The organism is Ruegeria sp. AD5 (assembly GCF_056542345.1).
In genome coordinates this window covers 763,392-775,555 of sequence record NZ_JBQFZR010000002.1, presented here as the reverse complement: position 1 = coordinate 775,555, position 12,164 = coordinate 763,392, and the positions used below count along the sequence as shown (strand labels likewise).

The 12,164-nt window shown below is 57.1% G+C and carries 13 protein-coding genes; 4 read left to right on the top strand and 9 right to left on the bottom strand.

What is annotated here, in order from left to right:
• Nucleotides 1–36: 36 nt before the first annotated feature.
• Both ACR0JG_RS12440 and ACR0JG_RS12435 read left to right on the top strand, forming a co-directional pair.
• Nucleotides 37–1,239: an RSP_2647 family RNA methyltransferase gene (locus ACR0JG_RS12440; RefSeq protein ID WP_480570108.1), complete on the top strand. Its 1,203-nt coding sequence runs from the start codon at nt 37–39 to the stop codon at nt 1,237–1,239.
• Nucleotides 1,236–1,778, top strand: coding sequence for an RSP_2648 family PIN domain-containing protein (locus ACR0JG_RS12435; RefSeq protein ID WP_480570106.1), 543 nt, complete (start codon nt 1,236–1,238; stop codon nt 1,776–1,778). The genes ACR0JG_RS12440 and ACR0JG_RS12435 overlap by 4 nt, the downstream gene beginning before the upstream one ends.
• 68 nt (nt 1,779–1,846) lie before the next feature.
• On the opposite strand, the gene ACR0JG_RS12430 is transcribed toward ACR0JG_RS12435, so the two are convergent.
• From ACR0JG_RS12430 to ACR0JG_RS12400, 7 genes are all read right to left on the bottom strand, one after another.
• Entirely contained in the window at nt 1,847–2,536 is a 690-nt protein-coding gene (locus ACR0JG_RS12430; protein WP_170396642.1) for a M48 family metallopeptidase, read from the bottom strand.
• An 84-nt stretch (nt 2,537–2,620) separates the two neighbouring features.
• Nucleotides 2,621–4,423, bottom strand: coding sequence for a hypothetical protein (locus ACR0JG_RS12425; RefSeq protein WP_480570103.1), 1,803 nt, complete (start codon nt 4,421–4,423; stop codon nt 2,621–2,623).
• Between the two features lie 161 nt (nt 4,424–4,584).
• Nucleotides 4,585–5,769 carry a vWA domain-containing protein gene (locus tag ACR0JG_RS12420; RefSeq protein WP_170595317.1) on the bottom strand — a complete coding sequence of 395 codons (1,185 nt, stop codon included), beginning with the start codon at nt 5,767–5,769 and terminating at the stop codon, nt 4,585–4,587.
• 4 nt (nt 5,770–5,773) lie between these two features.
• Nucleotides 5,774–5,941, bottom strand: coding sequence for a hypothetical protein (locus ACR0JG_RS12415; protein ID WP_170396648.1), 168 nt, complete (start codon nt 5,939–5,941; stop codon nt 5,774–5,776).
• Between the two features lie 6 nt (nt 5,942–5,947).
• Nucleotides 5,948–7,312, bottom strand: coding sequence for a DUF2927 domain-containing protein (locus ACR0JG_RS12410; RefSeq protein WP_480570099.1), 1,365 nt, complete (start codon nt 7,310–7,312; stop codon nt 5,948–5,950).
• Entirely contained in the window at nt 7,309–7,758 is a 450-nt protein-coding gene (locus tag ACR0JG_RS12405; protein WP_480570096.1) for an N-acetyltransferase family protein, read from the bottom strand. Before ACR0JG_RS12405 ends, ACR0JG_RS12410 begins: the two co-directional genes overlap by 4 nt.
• Before the next feature lie 90 nt (nt 7,759–7,848).
• On the bottom strand, nt 7,849–8,694 hold the full coding sequence (locus ACR0JG_RS12400) for an AAA family ATPase (RefSeq protein WP_170396653.1): 846 nt from the start codon (nt 8,692–8,694) through the stop codon (nt 7,849–7,851).
• Between the two features lie 385 nt (nt 8,695–9,079).
• Between ACR0JG_RS12400 and dksA the strand changes: the two genes are divergently transcribed.
• Nucleotides 9,080–9,502, top strand: a complete 423-nt coding sequence (gene dksA / locus ACR0JG_RS12395; RefSeq protein ID WP_074736317.1) for an RNA polymerase-binding protein DksA — start codon at nt 9,080–9,082, stop codon at nt 9,500–9,502.
• Between the two features lie 72 nt (nt 9,503–9,574).
• The gene (locus ACR0JG_RS12390; protein WP_170595322.1) at nt 9,575–10,726 is read left to right on the top strand and encodes an FAD-dependent monooxygenase; all 1,152 of its coding nucleotides are present in this window, start codon (nt 9,575–9,577) and stop codon (nt 10,724–10,726) included.
• Nucleotides 10,727–10,730: 4 nt separating this feature from the next.
• Here ACR0JG_RS12390 and xth read toward each other — a convergent pair whose 3' ends face one another.
• Nucleotides 10,731–11,510 (bottom strand): exodeoxyribonuclease III, encoded by a 780-nt coding sequence (gene xth, locus ACR0JG_RS12385; protein WP_170817869.1) that lies wholly within the window; start codon nt 11,508–11,510, stop codon nt 10,731–10,733.
• A 280-nt stretch (nt 11,511–11,790) separates the two neighbouring features.
• Nucleotides 11,791–12,114: a HesB/IscA family protein gene (locus tag ACR0JG_RS12380; protein WP_170406378.1), complete on the bottom strand. Its 324-nt coding sequence runs from the start codon at nt 12,112–12,114 to the stop codon at nt 11,791–11,793.
• Between the last annotated feature and the right edge of the window lie 50 nt (nt 12,115–12,164).

Here is a 12,164-nt window from a genome sequence, read left to right as displayed (position 1 = left end):
CTTTCACCCCCGTGCATTCACGATTATGAGGGCGCCATGACAACCGTAGCTGACCGCCCCCGTATCCGTTTGAAACCCAAGGCCAATGCGCGTGGCCTGCGCCACGGGTTTCCCTGGGTCTACGCCAACGACATCGTCACCGACCGCCGGACTCGCAAGATCGGGCCGGGGTCCTTGGCTGTGCTGGAAGACGAGAAGCGCGCGCCAATCGCTCTGGTCGCAGTGAATCCGGTCTCGAAGATCATGTGCCGGGTATTGGATTGCGATATCGGCGCGCAGTTGGATGCGGACTGGTTTGAAACCCGTCTGCACCGCGCGCTTGAGATGCGCGAGCGACTGTTCGATGCGCCTTACTATCGCCTGATCCATGCCGAGGCGGATGGGTTTCCCGGGGTGATTATCGACAGGTTCGGAGACGCCTGCGTGATCCAACCCAACGCAGCCTGGGCTGAGGCACTTCTTGAATCTCTGACCGACGCGCTAGTCAAGGTGACCGGGGTCGACACCGTGCTGAAGAACGCCTCAGGGCGCACGCGTGTGCTCGAGGGGTTGGACGACACCAATCTGACCTTGCGCGGCACCGCGCCCGATAAGCCTCTGCCAGTGCCAATGAATGGCGCAACCTACATGGCTGACCTGACCGGTGGGCAGAAAACCGGCCTGTTCTATGACCAACGCCCCAACCACGCGTTTGCCGCCAAGTTGGTTCACCCCGAGGCGCAGGTGCTGGACGTATTCAGCCACGTTGGAGGCTTTGGTCTGGCCATGCTGGCGGGCGGCGCAGCACAGGCATTGTCCGTTGACGGCTCGGCAGCGGCGCTCGAACTGGCGGCGAAGGGCGCAGAAGTCTCAGGATTTTCTGCCCGTTTCCAGACCCGACAAGGCGACGCCTTTGATATACTGACCAAACTCGGCGAAGAGGGCGCGTTGTTCGACGTCGTCATCTGTGATCCCCCGGCTTTTGCACCTTCGAAACAGGCGTTGGATGCAGGTTTGCGCGCCTATGAGCGTACCGCACGTCTGGCGGCTCCGCTGGTCAAACCGGGCGGGTATCTTGGCCTCTGCTCCTGTTCTCATGCCGCTGATCTGGGCCGCTTCCGCGATGCCTCATCCCGTGGGATCGGACGGGCAGGACGACAGGCCCAACTGATCCGAACTGGCTTTGCCGGGCCGGACCATCCACAACTGCCGCAACTGGCAGAAAGCGGCTACCTCAAAGCCGTGTTTTACCGTCTGTGAAGGCGGTTCTTGATACCTGCGTCATCTATCCCACGGTGATGCGAGAGATGCTGTTGGGCGCTGCGAGGCTTAACTATTTCACGCCCGTCTGGTCTGCACGTATCCTCGAAGAATGGGCCCGTGCCGCCCGCAAACTCGGCCCCGAGGGAGAGGCGCAGGCGCGCGCCGAAATCGCGCTGGTTCAGGCCCATTGGCCAAATGCCGAGCAACCCGCCAACCTCGGTGTTGAACAGCGCCTATGGTTGCCGGATGCCGCCGACATCCACGTTCTCGCAACGGCGGTCACAAGCTCGGCAGATGTCATTGTCACCGTCAATGCCAAGGACTTTCCCAAGAATATGTTGGCCGACGAAGGGCTTGAGCGGCGCGATCCGGACGGGCTGCTGCATGAACTCTGGCTGTCCGACCCCGAAGGCATGACGCAGGTTTCCAAAGCGGTCCTTGCTGAAGCCAACCGGCTATCCGGTGCTCAATGGACCTTGCGCAGCTTAATGAAAAAAGCCCGCCTGCCGCGCCTTGGCAAAGCCCTGAGTACTTAATTCGGGATCCCATTCATCTGGCCAAAAATATCTCGGGGAGCGCGAGGGGCTGGCCCCTCGCTCCTATCCTAAACTCCCACGCCCCACTTTTGTTCAAGTACTTCCAGAGCTGCGATCCGCTCATCCGTCTTTGGATGACTCATCAACCAAGCGGGCACAACGCCCGCACGCTGCTGAGTCAGATCCTCAAGCTTGTGGAACAAAGACTTCTGTGGACCAATCCCGATCCCGGCTTTTGTCAAAAGCGCAGCCGCATATTCATCCGCCTCATATTCATCACTCCGCGACAGGCGGGAGGCCAGCAAATGAGTCAGCATATTTGCAATCCAGGCTCCAATGAACGGGATGAAGCGGTTCAATAGCATCATCAGCGCAGCACGCAGGGCGTTTTGACCCGAGAAATCAATCATCCGCCGCCGGGCGTGGCCAAGGGCGACATGGCCCAATTCATGCGCGATTACGCTTGCCATTTCTTCCGCTGATACTTCGCCGTTGCCAAATTTGCGATAAAAACCGCGAGTGATGAAAATACGCCCATCCGGCGCTGCCAGCCCGTTCACCGGATCGATCTCGTAGATGTAGACTGGGACCCGATCAATCTCCAAGGCTGCAGCCAGCCGGTCCGTCATGCGTTTTAGCGCAGGATCGGCCAGTTCGGTGGACTTCGCATCCAACTCACGATGCGTGCGCCAGACGGATATCCGGTACATCACAACGGCATAGGCTATGGCCAGCAGGATGGGTGTTAAGCGAAGCATGAGTTAGATATGGGCGGCCCACCCCAAGGAGGCAAGCGGTAACTCGCCCTTCACGTCCGATCAGTTATTTGGCTCAATCCAGCCTTACCTGCCTGGCGAGGGCAGGTGCAGGTTCGAATGAAACTCGGCAAGGGACTGCTTGGTTAAGATCTCGCCCTTCGAAGCCTCAAAAAATGCGCGTTCAGCTTCCTTTTCTGCGACCAGAGCATCAACTCTCAGGTCCCTCACATCCGCGCGCAGAGCGTCGCGCGCCTCCTCGTAGGTTTCAGCATCGCGCAGCTCATCCTCAAGCGCACTCAGCTTGTCATCATAGTCCGGGTCCGCAGGATCAAGTGCGGCGATATCATCGGCGATGTCTTCGCTGCTGCGGCCATCGTAGTCTTCGTTCAGATCACGCAATTCACGGCGCGCCTCATAGAGGTCACCGCGCAGGTCGTAATAGGTTTCCGCCGCCGCCTGATAGGTCGCGATCTTGCCGACATTACTGTTGGGTGAAGCATTGCGGAACGCCGGGGCTGCTGCCTTAGACGCATTCAGGTTACGCAGCTTGTCCGAGCCATCGGGATCGGTGATTGCTGCAACAAGCGGGTCGCGGTAATAGCGGTAGCGGTCCTTCTTGCGATCGGAATATGGCTTGTCGTAGCGCAGTCGATAGTCGGTTTCATCATAGATCTTCTTATCGTCCGAATAGCGGTAGCCGTCAGGATTGTAAGGCACCGGCTGGATCGTTGCCCAGTCCTTGTACCAGTAGTTTGGCTGTGGCAGATCGAGATTGCCGTGGAATTCGCCCAGCGTCGCCTTGGTCAATGTCCGCCCTTTCGAAGCGTCATAAAAGGCAGCCTCCGCATCTTGCAACGCGTCGCGGGTTTCGTATTTCAGGTCCCTCAGATCCGCGCGCAGATCGTCGCGCGCCTCCTCGTAGGTTTCAGCATCGCGCAGCTCATCCTCAAGCGCACTCAGCTTGTCATCATAGTCCGGGTCCGCAGGATCAAGTGCGGCGATATCATCGGCGATGTCTTCGCTGCTGCGGCCATCGTAGTTTTCGTTCAGATCACGCAGTTCGCGACGGGTCTCATAGAGGTCACCGCGCAGGTCGTAATAGGTTTCCGCCGCCGCCTGATAGGTCGCGATCTTGCCGACATTGCTGTTGGGTGAAGCATTGCGGAACGCCGGGGCTGCTGCCTTAGACGCATTCAGGTTACGCAGCTTGTCCGAGCCATCGGGATCGGTGATCGCTGCAACAAGCGGGTCGCGATAGCGACGCTTGCTGGGCTTCTTATTGTCATAGTGCTTGGATTTATAATCTGTGCGAGCAACAGGTCGCGGGGAATACTCAATAGGAGCAACCGACGCCTTGCGATACGTTTTCGTTACGCGGTTCGCGCTTGACTTGGTTTTTACCGGCGAACGCTTGCCAAATAGTTGCTCGACATCGCGTTTAAACTCTCTTCCAAAGCCCGCCAGTGTGGTCTTTTGTACCTTGCCGTTCCGTCCCTTAGCTTTAGCAGAGGTTTTGGCTGACCGCTGGTGTTTTGCCTTTTGCTTCTTGTTAAACCCGAAAGCCTTTTCCACGCGGTGCGTTTTGGAGTTGGCCTTGCCGGCATCTTTACCCGCGCTTTTGGAACCCTTAGCTTTGCTGGATTTTCCCTTTTCGCCGCCTTTGTTGCCGTCGTTGCCTTTTCCGGACTTTCCCTTGCCTTTGTTGCCGTCGTTGCTTTTTCCAGAATTACCTTTGCCGCCGCCGCGGCCCTTTCCATTGCCATTATCATTCTTGGCATAAGCGGCGTCAGGGGAAAGTACCAATGTCGCGGTCGCACCCGATGCAATTGCGAACGCTGTAATGGTCAAAACAGATGTCAGGATATTTGGTAGTTTTGAAATGGTCATCTCAGCCCCCCAGCTTCAATCCCTTTGTCGTATATCACGAATTCGAGAGAGGCAGGGAATTTTGCCGAGATTGTTTCTTTGGTGGCGCTTTTGACGCGAATATCTCTGAAAACTAGGCCTATTGTTTCCAGTTTCTGAAGCAACCAGGACTCCGACGGTGACTAGCGCGTCAGTTCCCGCATACCTTGTTCTAAACCCGCCAGCGTCATGGGTACCATGCGATCTTCGAATATCTCACGGATCATGCCGATCGAATGGGTGTATTCCCAATACTTCTCTGGCACTGGATTGATCCACAGGTTCGATGTCCACTGTTCGCGTGCACGGCCCAGCCAGACTTGGCCAGATTCCTGATTCCAATGCTCATTTGCACCACCGGGATAAGCGATCTCGTAAGGACTCATTGAGGCATCGCCGACAAAGATGCATTTGTAGTCCGGCCCGTATGTGCGCAAGACCTCGTGCGTCGGAGTTTGCTGATCCCAGCGGCGGCGATTGTCGCGCCAGACGCCTTCATAGAGGCAATTGTGGAAGTAGTAGTATTCCAGATGTTTGAATTCGGTTCGGGCCGCTGAGAACAGTTCTTCCACGACCTTGATATGCGGGTCCATCGATCCGCCCACGTCCAGAAACAAAAGCACTTTGACGGCGTTGTGTCGTTCGGGTCGGGTTTTGACATCCAGATAGCCGTGTTCAGCTGTTGCCTTGATCGTTCCGTCCAGATCAAGCTCTTCGGCAGCGCCTTCGCGGGCCCAGCGGCGAAGGCGCTTCAGAGCGACCTTGATGTTCCGGGTGCCCAGTTCAACAGTGTCATCTAAATTCTTGAATTCGCGCTTGTCCCAGACCTTTACGGCACGCTGATGGCGGCTTTCTTTCTGGCCGATGCGCACGCCTTCGGGGTTGTAGCCATAGGCGCCGAAAGGTGAGGTGCCCGCGGTGCCGATCCACTTGTTACCGCCCTGATGGCGACCCTGTTGGTCCTTGAGGCGCTCGCGTAGCGTCTCCATCAGCTTCTCAAAGCCACCAAGCGCCTCGATCTCGGCTTTTTCTTCATCCGACAGGTGCTTTTCGGCCATCTTTGCAAGCCACTCGGCAGGAATATCGACCGCCTCGAGTACTTGATCGAAACTGATTTCACCCAACCCTTCGAAACTGGCGGCAAAGGCACGATCGAACTTGTCGATGTTGCGCTCGTCTTTCACCATCGAAACGCGGGCGAGATAGTAAAACGCCTCGACATCGTATGTCGCCAAGCCCTTTTTCATCCCTTCCAGAAACGTCAGGTACTCGCGCAGAGATACGGGAATGCCCGCGTTTCGGAGGTTTTCGAAGAAGGGCAGGAACATCGTTCTATACCAGACGAACAATGACCAGTGAAATCACCAGCCCGACCAACGCAAAGGCAATGCCGTAACCTGCAGCGTATTGAGCCATATCCGCACCGCTTCCGTTACGTTTGCGTGCTGTCAACGCGCCCAGAATCGCGCCCAGAATAGCCATGCCCAGAACCACTATCATGTGACGTTATCCACCCGTGCTTGTGGCGGCTGACTGCGCGATGTCTTGTGTGACCGAGCGCACCACCAAATCCGAGCCGAAGCCGTAACGTGCCCATCCGATACTGTCCAGCCGAACGCGACGTGCCTGATCTAGTTGACCGGACTGCCGCAGCGCCTCGGATTTGAGCAGCAGCAGGGTGGCCAGAAGGGCGGCGTTCTCGGCCTTCGTCATAACACTGATTGCTTTGTTCAATTCGGGCAGGGCCTCGGTGCCCTGACCCTGTGCCAAAGCAAATGCTGCGGTTTGTGCCGTGATATGAGCGCGCTGAATTTCCGTTCCCGGGGTGGCGTTCAGGTATTTCAGGGCAATTTCATATTGCTGCTGCGCCGCCTCGGGGTCGTCGAATTGCCCCATGCGCCCCAGCAGATAATGCGGATAGGCGCGGCGGTGGTCGGTCCAGCCTTGCTGTTGACCAATTCGCGCTGCCTCGTTCGCAGCGTTAACGCGCTTGGCCGTACCAGCGCCAGCCCCCAAAGCGCGTTGAACTGCATTAATCCACGCCCGAGGTGTCTCAGTAACCTGTTGTGGCGCAACCCGATCCCCTCTGGGGTTCAGCCGGCTGAGTACGCCGGGCAGAACCGCTGCCACCTGTTCGCGTGTCATGCCATTTTGCAACTCAGGCGCATAGGCTGCGCGCAGGATCAACATGTCGAATCCGGTCAGAACCGTGTGGAAATTGTCGTCGTTGAATACTGAATCGGTTAGGCGATAGAGGTCGTTCAGAGGTCCAAGGGCCTGAGCCAATTCTTCATGCAGGCAGTCCCGAATTTCCTGTGGGCTGGCATCGTAGGGGATGAATATCCCGATCCGTTCACGTTTTCGCAGTTCGGTCCAGTTGCTTTTGCTTTTGCGCCTGTCACGGCGGTATTCTTCCAGACTTGAAGAGTTGGGCACGACGAAACAGGCTGCCTGCGGCAGGATGCGGCGGATCTGTTTCTGGCTTACAGCCTCGATCGTGATGTTCGCCTGACCCTCTGGAATCTGCCGGATGTCGATCTTCGCCTCACGTTGCAACCGTGTCAGTAGCCGGCTCAGGTCGGTCTGCATCGTTGGTGGCGGTGTCCCAGTCAGACGCACCGTGATCGGTCCATCAAACCGGGTGAAGACCGGCAGTTCCGCGCCGCTTTCAAGCGCGAAATGCAGTGAGAGGAAGTCGGCAGCGATATTCTTGTTCGAACGGGCAGGCGGGCTTGGACGAGCAGCGCCGAAGGATTTAGACGGCGGCAGCGAAGCTTCGATCACCTGAGTACGGGTCGGCGTCTCGATCCGGTCGACCGTGGTGCAGGCAGACAGCGCCGCCAGAAGTAGGGTTGCGCCTAAAAGCCTCATGGTCGCTGATACTTCAGGAACGGCGACAACTTGCCGATGCGGTCATAGAGTTTGCGTGCGGTATGGTTGTTTTCCTGCGTCAGCCAATAGACTGAGGGGGCTTTCTGCCTGTCCGCTTCTTTATAGACGGCCTCAATCAGGGCGCGCCCAACTCCGGTGCCTCGCGCTTCTGGGCGGGCATAGAGATCCTGCAGATAGCAGACACTTTCTTCCTTCCAGGCGTGGCGATGAAACAGGTAGTGGGTCAGTCCAAGCAGTTGCCCATCCAAATCCGCGACAAAACAGGAAAAGTCATTCGGATCATCACCTAAGAGCCGCGCAAAGGTGCTTTGGAAAGTCGAATCCGGCACTTCGGTTTCATAAAATGCCAGGTAGTCACGCCACATTTCGGCCCATTGATCCCGGTCTTCTGGTCGCAAGGGGCGAATTGTGAGGGCGTTAGACATTTTATTATTTCCTGCTCTGGAGGCCCGATTGGCGCGGGGTCTTTCGTTGATGTAATGCTGACACTCGACCGTACCGATGACAAGCTGTGATCACCGCTTGCTACGCGCCATAAAGGCCAGCCTTTCAAACAGGTGTACGTCCTGCTCATTTTTTAGAAGCGCACCATGTAGCTTGGGCAGTGCATTCACACCGTCGCGTTTAAGGTCCTCAGCGCTCAAGTCCTCAGCCAAGAGCAGTTTCAGCCAGTCCAGCACTTCCGAGGTCGAGGGCTTTTTCTTCAAACCCTGCGTTTCGCGGATTTCGTAGAACTGGGTCAGCGCGGTGGTCAGCAGCGCATCTTTGATGCCGGGGTGATGGACTTCGACGATACGGCGCATCGTGGCTTCGTCTGGAAAGCGGATGTAGTGAAAGAAGCAGCGGCGCAGGAATGCGTCAGGTAGTTCCTTTTCGTTGTTCGACGTGATTATGACGATAGGGCGGTTCTTGGCACGGATCGTCTCGCCAGTCTCGTAGACGTGGAACTCCATCTTATCGAGTTCTTGCAGCAGGTCGTTCGGAAACTCGATATCAGCCTTGTCGATCTCGTCGATCAGCAACACGACCTTTTCATCCGCGTCAAACGCCTGCCACAGCTTGCCCTTGCGAATGTAGTTCGAAACATCATGCACGCGCTCTTCGCCAAGCTGGCTATCGCGCAAACGGCTGACCGCATCGTATTCATACAGTCCCTGCTGCGCGCGCGTTGTGGATTTCACGTTCCACTCAATCATCGTCAGCCCCAGCGCGCCTGCGACCTGTTTCGCCAGCTCGGTTTTGCCGGTACCGGGTTCGCCCTTGACAAGCAGCGGGCGTTCCAGCGTGACGGCAGCGTTCACGGCAATGTTCAGATCGTCGGTGGCAACATATTCTGCGGTGCCTTGAAAACGTGCGGTCATGGGACCCCTCATGTGGTTTCCGCGGAATGCGGGCTGGGTTTGCTCTGCTCGGGTTACAGAGAGGCAAGGTTATTTACAAGCCGGGCCGCAGCGTCGCGAGAGGATGGGATGGGCTGTAAGTCCAATCTGTTTTGGGCGATTCGTTCGGGGCGGGGTATCGCAGGGGTTGAAGCTGCCTGAAAAACGCCTTGCGAGAACCACAGAAAAACAAGGTTTTGTTGTTACAAGTCTCAATATTAGAGCAGTCGGAGTGACGCGGCGGCGAGGCATACGTTTGTGTAGTGACAATCTCTGCCCCGTCGGATAAACGCTCCGCAGAAGGGGGTGCCGAATGTCAGGTAATACAATCGCAACCGACGTTTCAGGCCATACCGAGGGAGCAAATATGAAGCAGGAAGTTTTTCTGCCGGAAGATTACCGTCCGGCTGAAGATGAACCTTTCATGAATGATCGCCAGCTTGAGTATTTTCGCCGCAAGCTGATGGATTGGAAGACAGAACTACTCGCAGGCAGCCGTGATACGATCGAAGGTCTGCAGGACAACACCCGAAACATTCCCGATGTCGCTGACCGCGCAAGCGAAGAGACCGACCGTGCGCTGGAACTGCGCACCCGGGATCGTCAGCGTAAGCTGGTGGCAAAAATCGACTCGGCCCTGCGCCGGATCGAAGAAGGGGAGTATGGATATTGCGAGAAGACCGGTGATCCGATCTCGCTCAAGCGCCTAGATGCGCGTCCTATCGCGACTATGACGCTTGAGGCGCAAGAGCGTCACGAGCGCCGCGAAAAGGTCCACCGCGACGATTGATCGCTGGGAAATTGCAACAAAACAACTGCGCCGGGGCCTGTCGCCTCGGCGTTTTTGCGTTATGGCAGGTCCATGAATATCAATGGTCTGAATTTCTGCGTCATTGGCGGCGGCATTGGGGGCATGGCGGCGGCACTCGCACTGCGAAGTCAGGGTGCTCAGGTGACGGTTCTGGAGCAGGCCCCAGAACTGACCGAAGTTGGCGCTGGATTGCAAATCAGTGCGAACGGGATGGCGGTACTGCGTGCGCTAGGCGTTGCTGGTAAGGTCCCGGAAGCTGGACAAATCTCGGGTGGGACCGTTCTGCGCGATTACCGTAATGGGCGCGTGATCAGTCGGGTCCCGGTCCCTGCCGCTGGGTCGACTTACTATTATCACCGGGCAGATCTGCTGGACCTGTTACACAAAGCCGCCTTGCGCTCTGGGGTGGATATACGGCTGGATGCACCTGTCGCCACGGTTCATAAACACCCAAGCGAAGCCGAGATCGTTCTGGAAAGCGGCGAAAGGCTGCGTGCGGAATGCGCGATCGCCGCAGACGGTGGGCGCAGCGCTATCCGCCCGATCTTGAATGGCCCCGAGGTCCCGGTTTTCACCCATCAGGTTGCCTGGCGAGCAACGATTCCCTGGACCCAGCGAGAAGAACTGCCATGCGCGTCCTTGACGATGGGGCCAGGCCGGCACGTGGTAACCTACCCGCTGCGCGATCAACGCCTCGTGAACATCGTGGCCATAGAAGAGCGTTCCGACTGGAAAGAGGAAGGCTGGCGACGTCAGGGTGATCCCGACGACCTGCGAACCCGGTTCGCCGAATTTGGCGGACCGGTTGGTGACATATTGTCAAAGATTGACGAGGTTCACCTTTGGGCGCTGTTTCTGCGCCCCGTGGCGCAAATCTGGCAGAATGGGCGATTGGCCTTACTTGGAGATGCGGCGCACCCGACGTTGCCTTTTATGGCCCAAGGAGCTTGCCTGGCACTGGAAGATGCCTGGGTCCTGACACGCGCGTTCCAGGACAACTCAGGCGTCGCCCGCGCATTGGCTACCTATGAAGCCACTCGACGACCGCGTGCCAGGCAAGTGGTTGGCGCCGCAGGCGCAAATGCGCGTAATTTCCACCTTCGTGGGCCAATGAGGCTGGCCGCACAGGCCGCCTTAATGGCGGTTGGTCCACGCTTGGCACGGCGCTACGAGTGGATCTATAGCTACGACGCGACCGCGTAAGCGTTCACAGGTCGAGATCAACCCAGACCGGCACATGGTCCGAAGGTTTTTCGTGCCCCCTCACTTCGGCATCGATCCTGCAATCACGCATCAAATCTGCAGCTTGCGGCGTCAGAAGAAAGTGATCGATGCGAATCCCGTCGTTTCTGTTCCACGCGCCGGCTTGATAATCCCAGAATGAGTAATGACCGGGGCCTTGCGTTCGCGCGCGAAAGGCTTCAGTGAAGCCCAGATTCAATACCTTGCGGAATGCAGCGCGACTTTCGGGTCGAAAAAGCGCATCCTCGCGCCAGGCGTCGGGGCGCTTGGCATCTTCGGCCTGCGGGATAATATTGTAATCCCCTGCCATCAACGCGGGTTCCTCTGATGCCATCAAATCGCGGGCACGATCATAGAGGCGCTCCATCCACTCAAGCTTGTAGTCATATTTCAGCCCCGGCACCGGATTGCCATTTGGCAGATACAATCCGCAGATGCGCAGTGCTCTCTTTCCTATGACAGTAGCTTCGATCCAGCGCGCCTGCTCATCACTTTCATCACCGGGCAACCCACGGGAGACACCCTCAAGCGGCAATTTCGAAAGGATTGCAACGCCGTTGAAGCTCTTTTGCCCATGGGTTTCAACGTTATATCCGCGCTCCTCGAAAATCTCGCGGGGGAAATTCTCATCGATTGATTTGATTTCCTGAAGCAACACGACATCGGGCTGCGCCTCATCCAACCAGCGAGGTAACGCCTCGGCCCTTGCCTTGATACCGTTGATGTTGAATGTGGCGATTTTCATGCGTGATCCTCCGGTGCCATTGGCAACCTATCGCGCAGAATACACGCAACGGCAAGTTGCCGAACAAGTAAGCGAGGCTCTGCCTCGCGCTCCGAGGTATTTTGGGCCAGATGAAGAAACGGATTCTTAACCATATTCGTCAAAACTGAGTATGCGGTACAGGCGGAGGCGCCGATGACCGCGCCAGGTGAAGCTCTCTGACTTTGACTTTCAGAGAGTGGATCCCTCTTCATCTGGCTAAAAATACCTTGGGGGTGTGGGGGCAAAGCCCCCACTGACGCTACATCGAGAACGATGTGCCGCAGCCGCAGGAAGACGTGGCGTTGGGGTTCTCAATCACGAAGCGCGCGCCGATGAGTTCCTGTGTGAAATCAATTACCGCGTTCTCTAGAAACGGCAGAGAGATCGAGTCGACGATGACCTTTTGGCCTTTGCCCTCTAGCACCAAATCGTCCTCTTTCGGCTCATCCAGGGCGATCTCGTATTGAAAACCGGAACATCCGCCTCCCTCCACAGCGACACGCAGGGCCTGGCCCTGATCTGCGGCACCGATTTCGGCCAGGCGTTCAAAGGCGCGTTCTGTGACTGTTGGGGGCAGATTCATGCCGGTCTCCAAAGGTTTATTTCCTTAGCATCGTACAATATATGGAACCT

Coding starts and splice junctions, on each gene's coding strand:
- ACR0JG_RS12440 (WP_480570108.1), top strand. CDS start 37: ATGACAACCGTAGCTGACCGCCCCCGTATCCGTTTGAAACCCAAGGCC.
- ACR0JG_RS12430 (WP_170396642.1), bottom strand. CDS start 2,536: ATGCTTCGCTTAACACCCATCCTGCTGGCCATAGCCTATGCCGTTGTG.
- ACR0JG_RS12425 (WP_480570103.1), bottom strand. CDS start 4,423: ATGACCATTTCAAAACTACCAAATATCCTGACATCTGTTTTGACCATT.
- ACR0JG_RS12420 (WP_170595317.1), bottom strand. CDS start 5,769: ATGTTCCTGCCCTTCTTCGAAAACCTCCGAAACGCGGGCATTCCCGTA.
- ACR0JG_RS12415 (WP_170396648.1), bottom strand. CDS start 5,941: ATGATAGTGGTTCTGGGCATGGCTATTCTGGGCGCGATTCTGGGCGCG.
- ACR0JG_RS12410 (WP_480570099.1), bottom strand. CDS start 7,312: ATGAGGCTTTTAGGCGCAACCCTACTTCTGGCGGCGCTGTCTGCCTGC.
- ACR0JG_RS12405 (WP_480570096.1), bottom strand. CDS start 7,758: ATGTCTAACGCCCTCACAATTCGCCCCTTGCGACCAGAAGACCGGGAT.
- ACR0JG_RS12400 (WP_170396653.1), bottom strand. CDS start 8,694: ATGACCGCACGTTTTCAAGGCACCGCAGAATATGTTGCCACCGACGAT.
- dksA (WP_074736317.1), top strand. CDS start 9,080: ATGAAGCAGGAAGTTTTTCTGCCGGAAGATTACCGTCCGGCTGAAGAT.
- ACR0JG_RS12390 (WP_170595322.1), top strand. CDS start 9,575: ATGAATATCAATGGTCTGAATTTCTGCGTCATTGGCGGCGGCATTGGG.
- xth (WP_170817869.1), bottom strand. CDS start 11,510: ATGAAAATCGCCACATTCAACATCAACGGTATCAAGGCAAGGGCCGAG.
- ACR0JG_RS12380 (WP_170406378.1), bottom strand. CDS start 12,114: ATGAATCTGCCCCCAACAGTCACAGAACGCGCCTTTGAACGCCTGGCC.